Origin of the sequence: Bacillus sp. AP50, assembly GCF_040492675.1 — a bacterium.
Taxonomy (GTDB): domain Bacteria; phylum Bacillota; class Bacilli; order Bacillales; family Bacillaceae_G; genus Bacillus_A; species Bacillus_A cereus.
This window is the reverse complement of sequence record NZ_JBEUTW010000120.1, coordinates 1-19,025: the sequence shown is the minus strand read 5'-3', so window position 1 is coordinate 19,025 and position 19,025 is coordinate 1. Positions and strand designations below refer to the sequence as shown.

Here is a 19,025-nt window from a genome sequence, read left to right as displayed (position 1 = left end):
TAATTATATTTTCCACCACTACAGCTCATTTCCTTTTTTATAAAAAAAGACACAGAGATTCCTCCCCATGCCTACTAATTTCCTACCTTTTCACCGCATGCACATAATGCACTGTCTCAAAAGCTTTCAAATAATCGTTTCGTCCTTCAAAATATAATTTATTTATGTCTTCTGGCGATAAATGCTCATAAATAAGTAAGCCCGCCTTCTCAAACAGTGCTTCCATTTCGGCATAAGAAAAACATGATTTCATTGGTTCTCCGCCTACCGCAGCCATTTTTACCATATTTTCAACTCGATTGGACAGTCCCTTTTCCGTAAACAAATTTTCATCGGGATAATCAAAAACGATAGAACTACCTGCCGGAACCACCTCAAATAAACATTCTAATAAACTAGCAAGTTCCTCTTTCGTTAAATAGTACGTTACACCTAATAGACTAAAGAACGTCTTTTTATTTTCAAATCCTTCATTCCGTAACTGCTCATAGAAAAATCCTTTCGTAAAATCCATTGAAACAAAATGAAGGTTATTCGGAACTTCAATTTCTACTTCTTTTATTCTTTCCTTCTTAAACGCCTGCGTAGAAGGATGATCCACTTCAAATATTTCTATTTTATTTTCTAATTCTCGGTGTCTAAAACTGAACGTATCTAAGCCTGCACCGAGTATGACGTATTGTTTCGCTCCTAATGTAATTTCATGTAGTAATACTCTTTCACAATATGCGGCACGTGCTAAAGGTGTTGGTGATAACTGAACTTGCGTAATCCATTTTAATATTTCTTTTGGATTGTCTTGAAACTGCTCTGCAATTTCTTTATTGAAAAAGTGAATCCCTTGAACCATATTCGTTTCAATATTAATTCGTTCTTTTGGCGAAATGAACTCTTTAGCTACATAATCATCAAAGATTTTCGGATTATCAAATTCACTATGATATGCCCTGCTGAAAGCTGATACTAACGACGTTACACTTGCTTCACCTTGTTTCACGCACATACACTCTCCTTCATTTTCACAACAAAAATAGGGTTCCCCTGGCCAGGAGAACCCTATTATACACCTTATTTTTATATTGGTAAATTATAGCATAAATAAGTTTTTTTGTCAAGTTTTCAGCCTACTAACGCTCCAACAATTTGTGTAATCTCTAGCAGGAAGATTTCGATCTACACCGAATATTCCAGTTCATAACAATACAAATGGAGGCCAATATGAAACGATTCGTCATTATTACTGTAGGAAAAACACACAGCGGTAAAACTACATTTGCAAAAGCTTTAGAAAAAGAGTTACCCCACTCTTTCGTTATGGATCAAGATAACCAAGCTGAATTTATTAACACGCATTATGAAAAATTACAGCCGGCTGAAGGTGCTAATACATTTAAGCACGGTCTTTCAAAATTCATTGTTGATTATGCGAAAGAACATACAAATTTACACCTTATTATTTGTAATTCCAATCGCAGTAAAAGCGGAAGATTCTATTTACTAAACGAATTATTTCCACAGAATGAATATGTACGCATATTAGTTCATTTTGACATTCCAGATGATGTACTTTACGAAAGAGTGGCTCGAAGCACGCGAAGTACGAATATTTTTAGAGGTGGATATTCTAGTTTCAAAGAAGTACTTGATCGACAACAAACTGAATCACTTCACGATGATGTGGTAGATCCTGTAGAAAACGAGGCTGATTATTTGTTTGTTATTCGCAATAATAAAGATGTAAGCTTTACTATAGAAGAAATTGTTCATCTAGCTAAAGGTTTATCCCCTACCCCAAATAAGAGATTATAAAAATTACATAATCATAGATTATTATGCAAATCCTTCCTCTAAGCGCCTAACATAGTATATAATAATAAGATAATCTACTTCTATATGCTCATTTTTACACAAAACAGTTCATGCATATGAAAGAAAAGAGGTACAAAAATATGAAAACAAAACAAACAATTGCTGCGTCTACACTAGCTTTAGCAATGATTGCTGGCGCGAACTCTGCTCATGCGGAAGTAAATGATGCTACTCCTCAGCAAAGTACGGGAGATCGATTAGCTGAAATTAAGCAACATAAACAAGAGTTAGATGCAAAATTGCAGCAACACAAAGAAAACGTGGATCAAACATTAAATGAACTTAACAAGGTTAAGGAAAATGTTGATACGAAGGTGAATGAACTACATGAACGTAAACAAGTTGCTGATGAAAAAATTAACGAAGTTAAACAGCATAAACAAGAACTAGATGCAAAACTGCAGCAAGACAAACAAATCGCCGAAGATAAAATCGCTGAAATTAAAGAGCATAAAAAACAAGTAGAAGATAAAGTTGCTGAAGTAAAAGAACATAAGCAAAATATCGATAACAAAGTGAATGAGATTAAAGAACATAAACAAACTGTCGATGAAAAAGTGAATGAAATGAAGCAACATAAAGAGAACATTGATCAAAAGGTTAATGAACTTAAGGAGGTTAAAAAACAAGTAGATGAAAAATTAGCTGAGTTAAAGAAAGCGAAACAAACTGCTGAGGACAAACTCGCTGAACTAAAAGAAAACAAGCCGAATACCGGTAACACGTTAGAGGAACTTAAGAAAATTAAAGGCAATTTAGACAGTCTTTCCGCTAACTTAGAATTAGCTAAACAAGATGTAAAAAACAAACTAGCTGTTTTACAAGAAGCTAGACAAGATTTAATTAATAAAATTAACGAAATTAAACAATCGAAACAAACTGTTTCAGATGATTTATCAAAGAAAAAACAAGACTTAGATATTAAAATCAACGACTTTAAGCATACTGAGAAAAAAATTGACGACAAATTAGCTGAGTTACATACAACGAAGCAAAATGTTGATAACAAGATTAATGAAGTATCACAGTCTAAACAAATGCAAGCAGATAATGGTACTAAAAACAATAACGCTAAAGAACTTCCTAACGCTGGTAGCGAGCAATCAAACAATATGGCTCTAGGAATGCTATCTGTATTAGGCGGTGTTTTATTACTTACTCGTAATAAAATTAAAACGTTATTCTCTAAATAAGTCCATAAAAAAAGGAAAACCGCACATACATGTACGGTTTTCCTTTTTTTATATTAACTGTCCATCTCGAAGCGTCAATATACGATCACATACATCAAGCATTCTTTCATCATGTGTAATCATAATTGCTGCTTTTTGGCTCTCTTTCACTTCGCGTTTCATCATTTCAACAACTTCACGTGCGCGTTTTGAGTCTAAGCTTGCCGTTGGCTCATCCGCTAATATTAAATCTGGGTTGTTCATGAACGCACGAGCGATTGCTACCCTTTGTTTTTCCCCGCCAGATAGTTGATTTGGATAATGATTCTTTCTTTCTCCTAATCCAAATGCCGCTAATAAATGATCTGCACGCTTTTCGGATTCTTGTTTACTTTCTTTTTTTAGCTTTGCAATGTAAAGTAACTGTTCTTTCACATTTAAATATGGAACAAGGTTTGCAAACTGGAAAATGAAGCCGATTTTTTTCAAACGAATGTCTGTCATTTCCTTTTCTGATAACTGTGTAATATTTTGCTCACGAATGTAAATATCCCCTTTTGACGGTGATAATAATGCACCCGCGATTGATAATAACGTACTTTTCCCTGATCCAGAAGGACCGACGATTCCGATAAATTCTCCGGCTTTCACATCAAGCGATATCGGATGAAGGGCTGTTACTTCCGTATTCCCTTCTCCGTACACTTTACTTACTTTGTCTAATTTTAATAATGAAGTCATTACATCCCGCCTCCAATTGCTTCTAATGCATCAACTTTTAATACTTGGTATAACGAAATAAGTGTTCCTAAAATACTAATTACGATAAAGATTGCTGCATATTGCGCAATCATCGGTGTTGTTAATAAGAACGGCATACCTGCTGGTAAAATTTGTTCTAACCCTTGTACAAGAACGATACTGATTACCATCGCAACGACTGATAAGAATAACGCCTGCACGACTAAGCTATTTGCTAAATACGAGTTCTTTGTACCGATTGCTTTTAATACACCTAATTGCTGTGTTTTTTGCAGTGTAATAACGTAGAAGAATACACCGATTAGTAATGCAGCGATAACAAGTAAGAACGCAATGATCATCGTTAATGTTCCTTGTTCTTCTTTAAATCCTGGAATACTTTGTAGCACTTCTTTTTTGTCAATTACGTGTGCATTTTTAATCTCTTTATCTGTGTTAAGTGCAATTGCACTATAATCTTTTTGGTTTGGTTGTGAAATAGCACCCCATACGTCTTCATTTACATAAACGACTGGTGTATGGCTAAACATTTGATCTTTCGTAAATCCAACGATTGTAAATTCTTTCTTTGAAACAGGATCAATAATTGTATCTCCAATATCAATTCCTTTTTCTTTAATTGATTCGTCAGCAACCATCTCGTTGTTTGCTGTACCTAATTTCTCCCCTTTTACAATTTTCGGTTCTAAAAATGAATCCCGTTCACTTGAGAAAATAGCGATATCAACCTTTTTCGAACTATCTTTCTTTTCATATGTTGAAACTTTCACACGAAACGGAACGGCTTCTTTCTCGCCTACTTGATTTACTACGTTATCTACATCGTCTTTCTTAATTTGTGAACGAAGTAATTTATTTTCCGCATCATCTGCTAAAACGAACTTATTTGCCTCCATATTTTGAATCGATGAAGCATTATCATATGATAGTCCATTTGCTAATCCTGAAATAACAAGAACTAAAAATGATAATAACACCATAATCAGTCCGATTAATCCGTATCTTAATTTTGATTGTTTCAATTCACGCAGAGCTAAAAACATTTCGCTCGCTCCTTCCTCTTTCTTTCTATGCACTTATCATAAAAAAGAAATATGAACGGAATATGAACAGAAGATTACAGAGGGGAAGATTTAATTTTCAGAAAGTATTGAAAATAACTAAAATCCTTGATACAATTCAGTCAAATAATCTTGACCGAGTAATTCCATTTAAGGAGTTGATCATTTTGAAGCCCATGTTAACACTCACTACTTATAGCCAACTAAAAGCAATAAGCGATCCACTACGTGTCGAAATGATGATGCGTCTATGCGAACGTCCTTATACAGGACAATTACTATCTGAGAAATTCGGCATTCCAAGGGCGAAAATTCATTATCATTTAAAAGAATTAGAAAAGAATGGTTTTATAGAGATTGTTTATACGGAAGAAAAGAATGGCATCATTCAAAAGTTCTATCAATCTGTCGCTAGAGGCTTCACCCCTGCTGCAGACCTATTACCTCATTTAGAAATGTTAAGCGAATCAGGTCGCCAAATCTTTTTACAAATGGCAGAAACAACGAAAAACCATATTCTCGCTGCTCCTGAAGAAGCTTTTATATTACGAAAAGAAAGCGAAGACCCGGCTGAGTGGAATTACGTTTCATCTTGCTGGGAGTTTGATGCTACGCCGGAACAATTTCAAGTGTGGGTAAAAAAGTTTCATGAATTGATGGCTGAATTAAATGATATCGCAAAAGATGCGGATAAAGATCCAAATAGTAAATCTTATTACATTTCTACTACTGCACTACAAATCGACGAACGAGCAATGCAGCGATTTGTGAAAAAAGAAGAAAAATCGTAATACGATTTTTTTTACACTAACGGTCAAATTTATTTTACCGAATAAATTTATTATAAAGGAGTAGATTAAATGGACATATTGAAAAACCGGAATTTCCTCTTATTATTTTTAGGGAGAATTTTTACAAACATAGGAGATAGTTTGTATTATGTAGCCGCGATGTGGCTCGTATATAAGCTAAGTGGTAATCCTTTTTATTCTGGATTGGCTGGTTTCCTTACATTATTACCCTCTGCACTTCAATTTCTTACTGGTCCATTCGTTGATAGATGGTCCATTAAAAACACCCTCGTCATTACACAAGTTCTGCAATGCATTCTTATTTTAATCATTCCTATTACACACTACTTCGATCTATTAACAGTCCAACTACTACTCATCATTATGCCAATCGTAGCCTTTATCGAACAATTCGCCTATCCCGCACAATCGAAAGCTTTACCACTTCTACTGCATAAAACACAATTATTAAAAGGAAACTCACTCTTCTCATTTGCGTATCAAGGTATTGACTTAATTTGTACGACGATTTCTGGCATATTAGTAGCACTACTTGGCGCCATTACTTTATATGTGATCGACTCTTTCACATTCGCGATTACTGCCCTTTTGTTCTTTTCATTGAAAATGCCAAAGCAAACCGAAACGGGCACATCACTTTCAACAAAACAATATTTCTCAGATTTAAAAGAAGGTTTTTCAATTGTCTTCCGTTCCTTAATGGGCGCATTCTTAATCGGTTCAGTTGTTGCTAATTTCTCAATCGGTATGACGATGGCGATACTCCCTTCTTTCGCTGATTCTTTAGGAGGCGTGAAATCATATGGCTTCTTCTTAGCTGCTATATCAGCAGGTAGTCTCATCGGTGCATTATTCAGTTCATGGGTTGGCAAACGTAATGTTGGCCGCACTTCTATTATTAGCTTTGCGACTGGCGCTATCTTTTGGTTTCTCTCTACGATTGTACCGTTTCAATGGCTGTCTATTTTTTTATTCGGCCTAGCTTGGATCCCAATTGGTGCCACGAACATATTATTTGCGACAATTAGTCAAATTGTAATTCCAAATCAATATATCGGACGCATCAATTCAGTCATGCGAAGTATGGGCACAATTGCTATGCCATTCGGTTCTTTAATTGGCGGATACACCGCAAATGTATTTAGTAGCCAACTCATTTTTGCGCTCGCTAGCATCGGGATTTTCTTTATCTCTCTCGTATGGCTGCTTCATCCGAAATTACGGGCTTTGCCGAAAGCTGATGAGATTACAGCGGATACTTTTGGGGTTCGGTTTAAGGAAGAGCGTGGGAAAGGTGCGGCTTTATAGCAAACCAAACATAACCCCGTTCTAAATTGGGGACGGGGTTAAAAATATAGTTATTTCATTTTGGATGTAAAATAATTCACTAAAAATATAACAATAAAGTCGTTTGAATATCTAAATTTTATTCAACAATAGTACCAACTTATAACGGCAGTTAACGCTTTGATGGCCAAGCACCCTGCATTTTCCTTAATTGAATAATTTGTCCTGTATGATAAGCATCATGAAGCATGATATCCAGTAATTTCCCCTCTAGTGAATTTTGCTCAAGCTCTCTTTCGGAAATTGCACTTAATGCCTGTCTTAAATTACACTGAGCATTTTCAGAACGTTCAACGACTTTCTTCCATTCCATATCATCATTAGATTGCTTAGTAAGATAAAATGTGTCATTTCCGTCAAGATTATGTGTCCATTCACGGCCTTCCAAGTTTGCAGCAAGCCTCTCTTTGTAATAAATGAGATGATTAACGTTCTCCCAAATGGTATTCGTTTCCTCACCAGATGGTTTCCACATAGCCTGTTCGGCTGTAAGTCCTTCAATAGCATGTTTAAACGGTGCATACCAACTCTCTTTATCGAATGTTGAATCTAGTACGTTTAATAACACGTCAATTCGTTTCAAAGTAATTTCCTCCCTAAATAGTTACAGTTTCAATAAAATCCTTATAACTATGTAGAAATTCTACATTTCCAAACAAACTTCCTCCTGATTTCACTCCACAAACTCGTCCGAGTATGTAATGAAAATGACTCACATTTTTTCACTTTACACGTATACTAGAGACCAAAAAAAAAGAGGCCGTTCCGAAACAGCCTCTTTCTTTCCATCTATTTCGGAAGCTCCACCCGAACGGTCGTTCCTTCCCCCTTCGTACTATACACCGAAACGTTTCCATGATGCAGTTCAACAATCTTCTGCACAATCGACAATCCTAAACCGCTACCTTCTACGTTTCTCGTCCTTGCTGTATCTACTTTGTAAAAACGGTCAAAAATACGATCCATTTCTTCTTTTTCCATACCGATTCCGTTGTCTGATATAGAAATAATGACACTAGACTCTAACTCTTCGACGAAAAACTCAATCGTTCCACCATCGTTTGAAAACTTAATGCTATTCGTGAAAATGTTACTCCAAACTTGATGAAGTAAGTTTTCATCACCTTTTATAGTGATATCTGGCACATTAAATTCAACGGCGATATCTTTTTCCCGCCATTTCCACTCAAGCATAAAAATGACGTCTTTAATTTGCTTCTGCAGATTGAATTCTCTTATTTGTAGAACCTTTTCCTCTTTATCTAATGAAGCGAGCGTAAGTAACTGTTTACATAAACTAGACATTCGCTTACTTTCACCCTCAATAATTTGTAAGTAATGATTTCTTTCTTCCTCACTCATCTTTTCTGTTTGCAACGTCTTTGAAAAACCTTGTATGGAAGAAAGTGGCGACTGAAATTCATGTGAAACGTTCGAAACGAATTCTTGTCTCATTTCATCTAGTTCTTTAATACTCTTCGTCATCTTTTGGAAGCTTGTAGATAACGTTCCTATTTCATCTTTTCGTTTTACATCTAATTCAATTTCATATTCCCCACTCGCAATTTTTTGCGTAGCCTTCGTAAATTTACGGATTGGGCGAACGATGTAACCTGCTGCAATCGCTATAAAAATAATACTTAATAGTACGATAAACCCTAATAATACCGCTAGAAAAATTCTCATCTCGCCGAATTGTTGTTGAACGTCAGGGCGAATGAATAAAGCGTACTGTTTATCACCGTGTTGTACTGGGACACCGACGCTATTAATTAATTCATTATCGAAAAAACCTGTAATAAAGAGGCGCGTTGGATAAGTAGAAACACCATTAAATGTCTCCCCCTGCAATACTTTATGAACGGTATCATCACTTATTGTCGTCTTACGAAACGCATTACCGATACGCTTTCCATTCTTTTGATCATCAACAATGTAAATCTCATACCCTAATTTTGCAATAGAATGCAAATACGTCTCTTGATTTTCTTCACTTTGCTTTTCATATAACGATTTAACTTCTTCCGCATACTTTAAAATCTTTTCACTGTTATATGGTTTTAACTTCACTTGATAATATACGTTCGTTAATAAAAAGCCGATAATACTACTAAGTAGCATAATGCCGACCGTCATAAATACAAATCTAGAATATAGTGATTTCATCTTATTTCAACTCCAACTTATACCCGAGGCCGCGCACTGTTGTAATTTGAAAATCATCCGTTCGTTTTGAGAAACGATCTCGCAGCCTTTTCACATGAACATCAACTGTTCGTTCATCTCCTTCAAAATCCATTCCCCATACTAATTCAATTAGCTCTTCTCTTGAAAATGTTCTTCCAGGATAACTAGCAAGTTGTGATAATAACTCAAATTCCTTTAAAGGAAGCAAAATCGTTTGACCGTTACACTTTACTTCTACACCTTTTCGATCAATTGTCGTTCCGTGCAACGTAATAATATCTGCACTCAGCATTTGATAACGTCGTAATAAAGCTTTCATACGGAAAATCACTTCAGCTGGTTCAAATGGTTTTACGATATAATCGTCCGTACCAGAAATGAATCCTTTTTCTTTATCAACTAACTGATCTTTCGCCGTTAATAAAATAACTGGTATATCATGATACTTCCGGATTTCTTCACATAACGTATAGCCATCAACGAACGGCATCATAATGTCTACGATCGCAAGATGAATATTTTCCTTCTCTAAAACGTCTTGCGCTACCTTTCCATCTTCTGCTTCAAAAACTTTAAACCCCTCTTTTTGTAAATGGTAATGCAACAACTCTCTAATATGCTTATCATCATCAGCTAATAAAATATGTATCATCTTCATTAAACCCTCTCTCGTTCATCCTTCTACATCACTACATTAAGAAACAATTGGATTTTTTGCAAGAAAAAGAAAAAGAATCTATTTTGAAAAAAGATTATTCAAAATAGATTCTTACGTTTTAGTATTAAGATTATTTTAATCAAAAACAATTTCTAAGCCTTCGAAATATCAACAAATCCTTCTCCGAACACATCACGAACATCGTGTATAGCGATGAACGCCGCCGGATCCGTAGTTTGAACAATCCGCTTTAGCTTCACTACTTCTTGCTTATTAATAACAACATAAAGAATTTCCTTCGGAGTTTTCGTGTAATAGCCATGCCCTGAATATACAGTAACCCCTCTCCCCATTAAGGTTGTCACCTTCCCGGCAATTTCATCTGGATTATCAGAAATAATCGTAATAGCCTTCTTGGGATTTAACCCTTCAATTACAAATTCCATCACTTTCGTTGCTACATATAGCATAATAATTGTTATCATCAGTTTTTCTGCACCAATGATGAAATAAGATGAAAATGCAACGATTAAATCGAAGAACAGTAGACCGTAGCTAATGCTCCAGCCTAAATATTTATGTGTCATCCTTGCTAAGATCGTAGTACCTGCAGTTGTTCCGCCAACGCGAATGATAAGACCAATACCACACCCGATAAATATTCCTCCGAAAATGGCATTTACAAGCATTTCATCCGAAGCAATCGTCCAGCCTTCTGTTAAATGAAGAAATAGCGAGTTAGTCACTACAGCGATAATCGTATAAATTGTTGTGATTTTATTTAAAAATTTATAACCGACTATTAACAAAATCGCATTTAAAATTAAGTTAACTAAACCTGGTGACCATTCAAATAAATAGTACGTAATAATCGTGATACCTGTTACCCCACCCTCACCAAACTCGTTCGGGATAACAAATAAATTGACACCTAAAGCAAAAAGAAATGCACCAATAATAATAAAAATAATGTCTGTCGTTCTTTTTTTCATACAGTACCTCACTTCTTATGTAAATATTTATTCTGTCATAAACTCTCACCATTATATCGTGGAATATTCAAATCGAACAGTGGTTTGTTTTTTATTTTAATATAGGATGATAAATCAACTTTATCCTATATCCACTTGTAATTAAGAAAGTAAAATAACTGTATTTATTATGTACTACAACTAAAGTTTTGATTTCACATGCAATTCATGCTAAAAATGAATAGGAACACGTACTCGCATTAACTTCGAGTACAAAACAAATAGGCGAAGCTATAGAATAGGCTTCGCATCAAACGTGTGCTCACAGAGATTTATATTCATAAATCTCTGATTTTTTCACTTATCTTTCTCCATATACTCTTTAATTTTTCGTTCTTCCCATTCTTTTCCGAATATCCCAAATGGAAAAGTTGTTAAACCGTGTATAACGATACCAATCCCCCAACCTCCAAGTGGATATAAAAACCATAATTTACTTGAATCAGAGCTTATATTTATGAAAAAAAGCATTAAGTTAACTAATATATAGACCGTTAAATGAATGTAAAACGCTTTTAAATTCTCCACTCTTTTTTTAGCTCGTAAATAATTCTCATCTCGCTCCATATATAAACACCTCTTTCATTATTGTATTTTTTAACTCGCTCTGATTTAAACATCATATTCTAGTCGGATATCCCTTATTCTCAAAAAATACAAAGCAAAAAAGTATCCAGCAAATGGTCATACACATCACCATTTGCTGGATACTACATGATACATTTGTTATTTACAGGATTTTAATTAAGACCAAATCCATACACCATCATTATTTTCAGCGTTCGTCTTTGCTTCATGAACTTTTTCAATATGGTCAACTGTGTTCCAGTTAATAGAACTTCCGCCCCACCCTACATACTTCATATCAATTTTCACTTTCTCACCCGCATTAAATACTTGTCCCTTTGTTAAGAAAACATCAATAATAGCTTTCTTCCCATTTAGCGATGGATACTCAACTACAACATATTTAGTAGCACCGTCTCCCTCATCTTCCATCGTTCCTACTTTTGATACTTCTCCAATTACATAATTAGGTGAGCCATCTTCTTTCATGTGCATACCTAACTTGTTTGTTGTATTTTCAACTGCAGTTGCAACCATATATTCTGTAAAATTACGCATCATAGATCCAGTAGCTTTTACTTCATCTCCTACTTTCACATTTGAAAGTGAATCAATATACACACTAACCGGTTCCTCATATTGCTTAGATTTTACAACAATTACACCGTTATCTACTTCTACTACTCGTCCTTCTAACGTCGAGAAATTCGATTCAATAGAAGCTGCACTCGCTTTTGTTACTTCTAGTCCTGGTAAATTTGTTCCTGATAATGCTGCGATCCCTAAAGCACCTGCTAAAATTAATTTTTTCATACCCATTATGAAACATCTCCATTCACGATGATTTTATTTTTTTGATTGGTATCGACCAACCTGTAATCATTATAGTTACAGGTAGTAAAAATAACAACCGTTTTCCTCATGCAATGTTGCATACTTTGATTTTCAAATATAAATCGGTTATTCCTATATTCAACACTAAGACTGAATTCTTGAATCCCAGCAGGTAAACGGATTGATGATGAAGAAACTAATGTCATACATCATGTTTTTCAATGATACAGTTTGTATAATCGTAGTCCATTACATTATGTAGGAGCGGAGTTAACATGTTAAAAAAACAAAGAGATTACAGCCAGGAGATACCGTGGCGACAGTAAGTCCTTCGTGGGGAGGAGCAGGTGATTCTGAAATAAGATAACGATATGACAGGACTCAAATAAATAAAAACACTCCTATAAGATATGACTGTGAATTGGTACTTTTCAAATGATATGAAGATTACTTATCTAATGATAAAGGGGGATTTACGTGTATGGACGTAACATTTACAGTAAGTAAATGGGATGAAAAACTAATTGATGATACTAGAAAAGATTTCCCTATTAATATTGCCCATGTTGAATATGATATTGATGGAGAATTAAAAGGAAAAGCTTTTGTTGAATACTTATTATATTATCTAGACTCAAATATAAATGATGGTCACTTGGCTACGGCTAAAATTTCTGGATTTTTACACTTTGAAGGAATTTATAAGGGGCAACAAGGGACATTCACAGCTATAGAGCAAGGAATATTTGATAAAGGAAATTTAGATTCCCCAGGAACAATTATTAAAGCTACCGGTAACTTAGAAAATCTGAGAGGGTCCTATAATTATCAGTTTACAGGTCAAACTAGTAAACTAATTTTAGAATTTGAACGTTAGCAAAATACCTTATAATTTAGTGGAAAGGACATTTCTTGTAATACTAGGAATGTCCTTTTTGTCAACGAGCTTATTCAAGTTAAAAATGAACAGAGTATATTATCAATATACAGCAATGCATATCATTTTCGTTATGGTGGAATTAAAAACCTAAGCCCGAGTGACATGGCCCCCACCTATTCATTACTTTTCCTACTAACTAAAGAATAATCCCAGAAAAACTCCCCTTCATAACTTCCTTTTCAAGTTGATTCCTACATATAAACATCGCAGTAATATTTGTACGATTTTTTTCATCGGGTTCAAATTGTTCAATGGTTAAGTCACAACGAATTGTGTCACCACTAAACACAGGACGTAAAAATTCAAAATCCATCTTGCGAGCTAGTACGTTATAATCACCGCCAATTTTTGTAGGTAGTGTTGATGTTAAAAGCCCTTGTACAACAAATCTCCCCTGCTCATCTGGTGTAACATGATGAACACCTTCATCTTTCGATACTTCCGTAAATAACGCAACATCTTCTTTTGTAAACGTTCGTTCAAAGGTGATTTTTTCGCCTACTTGTAATTTCATCCCATGCCCCTCCTCAAAAACTCTTTTAAAATAAGAAAAACCGAAACTCAAATCATTTCGGTTTTTCAAAACTATAGAAGTCAATATTTACTTTAAAGAATGAACAAACAACCCACTACGCAGTTTCGGTTCAAACCACGTTGATTTCGGCGGCATGACTTCTCCGGCATCTGCGATTGCTAATAAATCTTCCATAGATGTCGGATATAATGCGAATGCTGCTTTGTATTCGCCGCTGTTCACAAGGCGTTCTAGTTCTTCTAACCCCCGTATTCCGCCAACAAAATCAATGCGTGAATCAGAACGCGGATCATGTATTTCAAGTACTTGGCTTAATAAATGATCTTGCAGGATAGATACATCTAAACCTCTAACAAGATCATTCGCATCAAATGTTTCTTCTTTCACAGTAAGCTTATACCACTTCTCATTTACATACATTCCAAATGTTTTTGGTTCATTTGGTTTATACGGAGAAACAGGTGCTTCTTCTACATAGAAGTATTGCTTGATTTGTTTTAAAAACTGTTCTTCTGATAAACCGTTTAAATCTTTCACAACTCGGTTATAGTCCCAAATCGATAATTCATCATGAGGGAATAGAACCGATAAGAAGAAATTAAATTCCTCTTCTCCTGTGTAATTTGGATATTGTTCTCTTCTCATAAGTCCTACTTTTGCAGCTGATGCAGAACGGTGATGCCCATCTGCAATATAAAGATTAGGAATATCTTCAAATGCGTTTACTAAAGTCGTAATTACATCTTCATCTGCGATCTTCCACGCAACATGCTTAACACCGTCTTCTGCTGTAAATGTATAAATTGGCGCATGCTCTTCTTTCCAGCTTCTAATTAAATGCTTTACTTCATCTTTTGTACGGTAAGTTAAAAATATCGGACCTGTATTTGCGTCACACACATCTACGTGGCGAATACGATCTAGTTCTTTTTCATGACGTGTTCTTTCATGTTTTTTAATTGTATCATCTTCATACTCATCAATAGATGTACAAACGACAAGGCCTGACTGCGTTCTTCCTTGCATCGTCAGTTCATAAATATATAGCGCTGGCTCTTCATCTTGTATGAACACTTCTTCTCGTATAAATTGCTTTAAATTGTCGCCCGCTTTTTCATACACGCGATCATCATACGGTGACAATTCAGGATCTAAATCAATTTCTGCTTTATCAACATGCAAGAAAGAATATGGATTCCCTTTTACAACTTCCCTTGCCTCTTCACTATTTAATACGTCATACGGTAAAGCTGCCACTTGTGCCGCTTTTTCCTCTACTGGACGAATGGCCCGAAACGGTCGTATTTTTGCCACATTCCTCTCTCCTTTACACAATCATTCGAACGGCTACAACACCTGTAATTTTGCTTATATTTTCTACAATATTCTCTTTTATTATATCATCAATTCCGTTATCGATATCAATCATTGTGTATGCCCAAGAATGTTTACTACGATTAATCATATCGGCAATATTAATATGATGTTCCGCTAAGCATCCTGTAATTTGCCCTACCATATTCGGGACGTTTTGATGCATAATTGTAATTCGTTTCTTTCCGATATACGGCAATTCTACGTTTGGATAATTTACTGAGTTACGAATATTTCCTGTCTCTAAATATTCACGTAATTGACGCGCCGCCATTACTGCACAATTTTCTTCCGATTCAGACGTTGATGCACCAAGGTGAGGCGTCGCTGTTACATTTTTCATCTTTATTACATTCTCATTCGGGAAATCCGTTACGTAATGTGTAATAATATCTTCTTCTAATGCTTTTTGAAGAACCTTTTCATCTACAAGTTCTCCTCTAGAGAAATTAAATAGACGCATCCCTCTTTTCATCTTCTCTACAGCGTGTTCCCCAATGATCCCCTTCGTTTGATTCGTAAGAGGAATATGCAGTGTAATATAATCACACGTTGCAAAAATTTCATCAAGGCTAAATGCTCTTTGCACATGTGTAGAAAGACGCCAAGCTGTTTCAACTGAAATATAAGGATCATATCCGATAACATCCATGCCTAACGCTAACGCATCGTTCGCAACTAAAGCACCGATTGCGCCAAGTCCGATAACACCTAGACGTTTCCCTGCAATTTCTGATCCAACAAATTGTTTTTTTCCTGATTCAACAAGCTGTGGTACTTCTTCACCCTCTAAGTTTTTCGTCCAACTTACACCATTAATAATGTTGCGTGAAGACATAATAAGACTGGCAATAATGAGTTCCTTTACTGCATTAGCATTTGCCCCCGGCGTGTTAAATACTACAATTCCTTTTTCTGTACATCGCTCGACAGGAATATTATTTACACCAGCGCCAGCTCTTGCAATCGCCTTTAAGTCTTTTGAAAACTCTTCTTGATGTAAAGAGTAGCTACGAAGCAAAATTCCATCTGGATGATTGATTCTATCTCCTACTTCATAACGTTCTTCAGTAAAAACTTGCAAACCTTTTTCTGCAATTTGATTTAACGTTTGAACACGAAACATATCCCCATCTCCCTATCTATTCTCAAGCTCAAATTCCTTCATATAATCTACTAATCGTTTTACGCCGTGTGCTGGCATCGCATTGTAAATACTGGCACGCATACCGCCAACTGAGCGATGTCCTTTTAACGTAACAAGGCCGCGTTCCTTCGCTTTTTGTAAAAACTCATTGTTAAGTTCTTCTGACGGTGTTGTAAATGGAATGTTCATAAGTGATCGATACGCAGGATCAACTGGTGAAGTAAACAATTTAGATTCATCTAAAAAATGATAAATAAGTGAAGATTTCATTCTATTTTGTTCTTCAATCGCAGATACTCCGCCTTGCTCTTTCAACCACTCTAGTACAAGTTTTGTTACGTAAATACTAAAGGATGGCGGTGTATTATATAAGGAGTTATTTTTACTGTAAGTTTCATAATTTAACATTGTCGGACAAGAGCGATCTGCTCCCCCAATTAAATCTCTTTTTATAATAGCAATCGTTAAGCCCGCAGGTCCTAAATTCTTTTGCGCCCCCGCGTATATAAGACCAAACTTCGAAACATCATATTGTTCTGACAAAATATTTGAAGACATATCCGCAACGAGCGGCACTCTTTCTATATGTGGAATATCCACATATTTTGTCCCCTCAATTGTATTATTCGTTGTAATATGTACATAATCTAGTTTTTCATCGCTTAGTAAACCGTCCAGTTTAGGAATCGTAGTAAACTTCTCTTGCTCGGAAGAAGCAATTACTTGTACTTCCCCAACTTTTTCGGCTTCTTGCAGTGCCTTTTTAGACCATGAGCCAGTTAGTACGTATCCAGCTTTTTTATACGTATTCATTAAGTTCAGTGGTATCATAGAAAATTGTAATGACGCACCGCCTTGTAAAAATAAAACTTCATACTCATCAGGGATGCTCATTAATTCACGAAGTAAGTTACTCGCTTCCTCTATAATACTTTGAAAATAAGAAGATCGATGACTCATTTCCATAATAGACATGCCTGTCCCGTTATAATTTACAAGCTCCTTTTGCACTTTCTCTAAAACTGGCAAAGGGAGTATTGATGGTCCTGCTGAAAAATTATAGACTCTCTCCATTACCCTCATAACCTCCCTATTTCTCATTTTTATTAATTTTTAAACTTTCTGAATTATAACCCAAAATATAATACGTGGTCAATTTGTTTTCTATTATTACGGCGCAAGACGCAATGGAATCGCTTGCATGTGCAAACTATTTTTATAAACATACAAAAAAGTGTTAAGTACATAATCGTACTTAACACTCTAGTAATAAAGTATAATTGCTAATTATCCGTGAAGAACCGATCAAAAATTTGATAAATAGCAGAAAGACCAATGAGCCAATAAATAGTGTCCACAAGCGCCGGCATAGAACCAAACCATTTCTCAACTACATTGTAATCTAACGCTACAAACAACCAATTCAAACCGCCGAGAATCACCAAAATTACTGTAAGGTAAGACAAAAATTTCATTATGATTGCCCCCTAGGTGATAAGATGGTGAAAGGCCTTTCACTAGAAATATATGTAGTAAACTTCAAAACTTACCTATTTTGTAAAAATTATTTTCGGTACCAGCCGTTAATAACTGCCTCCGCTTCTTTACTATGTATTTGATACGGATGTGTACTATCATTAGAGCCAATAAACCAAATTGAAAAACCTTTAAAATATGGTTTCGGTTCTAATACATCGCGGTAAGCACGCCATCCATTTAATTGTACATCTTTCGAAAACACATTAGAAACATCTGGATTCCACGGATTTTGCAGTCCAAGTTCACGCGCTGGAACGTTAAATCCACCAAAATAAACGGGCTTTCCTGTTGCATTATGTAATTGTTCCAATTGCTGAACAACATTTTGTCCACGGTTATATACTGTCGTCGCAAATAAACTTTGCTTCACTTCTTCATATGACGGATTTCTTTTTCCAGAAACTTCAAACCAACTATCGATACTAACAATATCTACCTTCTTTAAATACGGACGGTTTATTTTCTCTATAAACTTCGCTTCATAAGAAGGATCCCAGCTTGCTGTTAACCACCAGTTCATTTGATACAAAACATTTCCTTTATACTGATTACGAACAAAATCAATTGTATCGCTCCAGTATCCTTCTGCATACTCCATATTCACGAAATTAGAAGCAATCTTTAGTCCATACACATTGTATTTGCTTGTAATGGAATTAAAAATATCTTGCAGAATAACCGTCTTCCAATTCCAGAAGAAATCATTAATGTTACTTGGGTTCCATTCTGTCTCTCCAACATTCCCCTGCTGAATATATGGGAACGGTTCCACTATAACTTGAATATTACGCTTTAATAATTCTTGAATTAAAATAATAGCTTGTTGCTTTTGCGCTTGATTAATTACCATGTTAGTAGAAGTCACATTTGGGATATCTACTTGAATCGGTACATTTACTGTATTTAAATTTAAGCGCTCCACATCCGCTAATACTTTCGCTACATTTCCAACTTCCCATACTGTTACGTTTCCTGATTTGATTTTTCCAGATTGAACAGTATTTACATCTGCCTGTACATTTCCTTGAAAACAAAAAGAAAACAACATAATAAACACTCCTAAAAAACTTATTAAACTCTTATTTTTCTTCACAACTTTCCCCCTATAATTTTTGCCTTTCTTGATTATTTTATACAACGTTTCACATTTATTCCAGAAAAAAATGAAGTGCCGTTCAACTATATTCATA

Annotated in this window: 20 protein-coding genes; 5 read left to right on the top strand and 15 right to left on the bottom strand. The window is 35.3% G+C overall.

All coding sequences use genetic code 11. The annotated features are described in order from the left end of the window. Positions 1–82 precede the first annotated feature (82 nt). Complete coding sequence (locus ABWK52_RS10870) at positions 83–1,003, bottom strand: class I SAM-dependent methyltransferase (RefSeq protein ID WP_098541064.1); 921 nt, start codon at positions 1,001–1,003, stop codon at positions 83–85. Between the two features lie 203 nt (positions 1,004–1,206). Between ABWK52_RS10870 and ABWK52_RS10865 the strand changes: the two genes are divergently transcribed. Next, positions 1,207–1,809 (top strand): AAA family ATPase, encoded by a 603-nt coding sequence (locus ABWK52_RS10865; RefSeq protein WP_140160684.1) that lies wholly within the window; start codon positions 1,207–1,209, stop codon positions 1,807–1,809. A 140-nt stretch (positions 1,810–1,949) separates the two neighbouring features. Next, positions 1,950–3,062 (top strand): LPXTG cell wall anchor domain-containing protein, encoded by a 1,113-nt coding sequence (locus tag ABWK52_RS10860; protein WP_000851006.1) that lies wholly within the window; start codon positions 1,950–1,952, stop codon positions 3,060–3,062. A gap of 48 nt (positions 3,063–3,110) precedes the next feature. On the opposite strand, the gene ABWK52_RS10855 is transcribed toward ABWK52_RS10860, so the two are convergent. Together ABWK52_RS10855 and ABWK52_RS10850 are read right to left on the bottom strand one after the other, a co-directional pair. After that, a complete protein-coding gene (locus ABWK52_RS10855) occupies positions 3,111–3,782 on the bottom strand; it encodes an ABC transporter ATP-binding protein (protein WP_000202597.1) in 672 nt (223 codons plus the stop codon). Then, a complete protein-coding gene (locus ABWK52_RS10850) occupies positions 3,782–4,846 on the bottom strand; it encodes an ABC transporter permease (RefSeq protein ID WP_000477749.1) in 1,065 nt (354 codons plus the stop codon). The genes ABWK52_RS10855 and ABWK52_RS10850 overlap by 1 nt, the downstream gene beginning before the upstream one ends. 185 nt (positions 4,847–5,031) lie before the next feature. Here ABWK52_RS10850 and ABWK52_RS10845 point away from each other — a divergent pair, with 185 nt between their 5' ends. Both ABWK52_RS10845 and ABWK52_RS10840 read left to right on the top strand, forming a co-directional pair. Next, positions 5,032–5,655: an ArsR/SmtB family transcription factor gene (locus ABWK52_RS10845; protein WP_000803871.1), complete on the top strand. Its 624-nt coding sequence runs from the start codon at positions 5,032–5,034 to the stop codon at positions 5,653–5,655. 69 nt (positions 5,656–5,724) lie between these two features. Further along, entirely contained in the window at positions 5,725–6,984 is a 1,260-nt protein-coding gene (locus tag ABWK52_RS10840) for an MFS transporter (protein ID WP_087948644.1), read from the top strand. 151 nt (positions 6,985–7,135) lie between these two features. On the opposite strand, the gene ABWK52_RS10835 is transcribed toward ABWK52_RS10840, so the two are convergent. The 6 genes from ABWK52_RS10835 to ABWK52_RS10810 form a co-directional block, all read right to left on the bottom strand. Further along, the gene (locus ABWK52_RS10835; RefSeq protein ID WP_000821015.1) at positions 7,136–7,606 is read right to left on the bottom strand and encodes a DinB family protein; all 471 of its coding nucleotides are present in this window, start codon (positions 7,604–7,606) and stop codon (positions 7,136–7,138) included. Positions 7,607–7,812: 206 nt separating this feature from the next. Continuing rightward, complete coding sequence (locus ABWK52_RS10830) at positions 7,813–9,189, bottom strand: sensor histidine kinase (protein WP_000839528.1); 1,377 nt, start codon at positions 9,187–9,189, stop codon at positions 7,813–7,815. 1 nt (position 9,190) lies between these two features. Beyond that, positions 9,191–9,868: a response regulator transcription factor gene (locus ABWK52_RS10825; RefSeq protein WP_000781961.1), complete on the bottom strand. Its 678-nt coding sequence runs from the start codon at positions 9,866–9,868 to the stop codon at positions 9,191–9,193. A 152-nt stretch (positions 9,869–10,020) separates the two neighbouring features. Continuing rightward, the gene (locus ABWK52_RS10820; protein ID WP_000747492.1) at positions 10,021–10,860 is read right to left on the bottom strand and encodes a YitT family protein; all 840 of its coding nucleotides are present in this window, start codon (positions 10,858–10,860) and stop codon (positions 10,021–10,023) included. A 336-nt stretch (positions 10,861–11,196) separates the two neighbouring features. Next, on the bottom strand, positions 11,197–11,466 hold the full coding sequence (locus ABWK52_RS10815; protein ID WP_000438994.1) for a 2TM domain-containing protein: 270 nt from the start codon (positions 11,464–11,466) through the stop codon (positions 11,197–11,199). Between the two features lie 177 nt (positions 11,467–11,643). Then, complete coding sequence (locus ABWK52_RS10810) at positions 11,644–12,285, bottom strand: F0F1 ATP synthase subunit alpha (RefSeq protein ID WP_000525525.1); 642 nt, start codon at positions 12,283–12,285, stop codon at positions 11,644–11,646. Between the two features lie 496 nt (positions 12,286–12,781). Here ABWK52_RS10810 and ABWK52_RS10805 point away from each other — a divergent pair, with 496 nt between their 5' ends. Next, positions 12,782–13,177 carry a DUF3224 domain-containing protein gene (locus ABWK52_RS10805; RefSeq protein WP_000383503.1) on the top strand — a complete coding sequence of 132 codons (396 nt, stop codon included), beginning with the start codon at positions 12,782–12,784 and terminating at the stop codon, positions 13,175–13,177. Positions 13,178–13,376: 199 nt separating this feature from the next. Here ABWK52_RS10805 and ABWK52_RS10800 read toward each other — a convergent pair whose 3' ends face one another. The 6 genes from ABWK52_RS10800 to ABWK52_RS10775 form a co-directional block, all read right to left on the bottom strand. After that, complete coding sequence (locus ABWK52_RS10800) at positions 13,377–13,754, bottom strand: hypothetical protein (protein WP_000776359.1); 378 nt, start codon at positions 13,752–13,754, stop codon at positions 13,377–13,379. Between the two features lie 87 nt (positions 13,755–13,841). Next, positions 13,842–15,089 (bottom strand): DUF1015 domain-containing protein, encoded by a 1,248-nt coding sequence (locus tag ABWK52_RS10795; RefSeq protein ID WP_016111584.1) that lies wholly within the window; start codon positions 15,087–15,089, stop codon positions 13,842–13,844. Between the two features lie 13 nt (positions 15,090–15,102). Further along, on the bottom strand, positions 15,103–16,275 hold the full coding sequence (locus tag ABWK52_RS10790; protein WP_000490228.1) for a 3-phosphoglycerate dehydrogenase family protein: 1,173 nt from the start codon (positions 16,273–16,275) through the stop codon (positions 15,103–15,105). A 12-nt stretch (positions 16,276–16,287) separates the two neighbouring features. After that, a complete protein-coding gene (serC, locus tag ABWK52_RS10785; RefSeq protein ID WP_000442941.1) occupies positions 16,288–17,370 on the bottom strand; it encodes a 3-phosphoserine/phosphohydroxythreonine transaminase in 1,083 nt (360 codons plus the stop codon). A gap of 209 nt (positions 17,371–17,579) precedes the next feature. Continuing rightward, positions 17,580–17,771, bottom strand: coding sequence for a DUF378 domain-containing protein (locus ABWK52_RS10780; protein WP_000670803.1), 192 nt, complete (start codon positions 17,769–17,771; stop codon positions 17,580–17,582). 89 nt (positions 17,772–17,860) lie between these two features. Then, on the bottom strand, positions 17,861–18,928 hold the full coding sequence (locus ABWK52_RS10775; RefSeq protein WP_000739764.1) for a glycoside hydrolase family 113: 1,068 nt from the start codon (positions 18,926–18,928) through the stop codon (positions 17,861–17,863). Between the last annotated feature and the right edge of the window lie 97 nt (positions 18,929–19,025).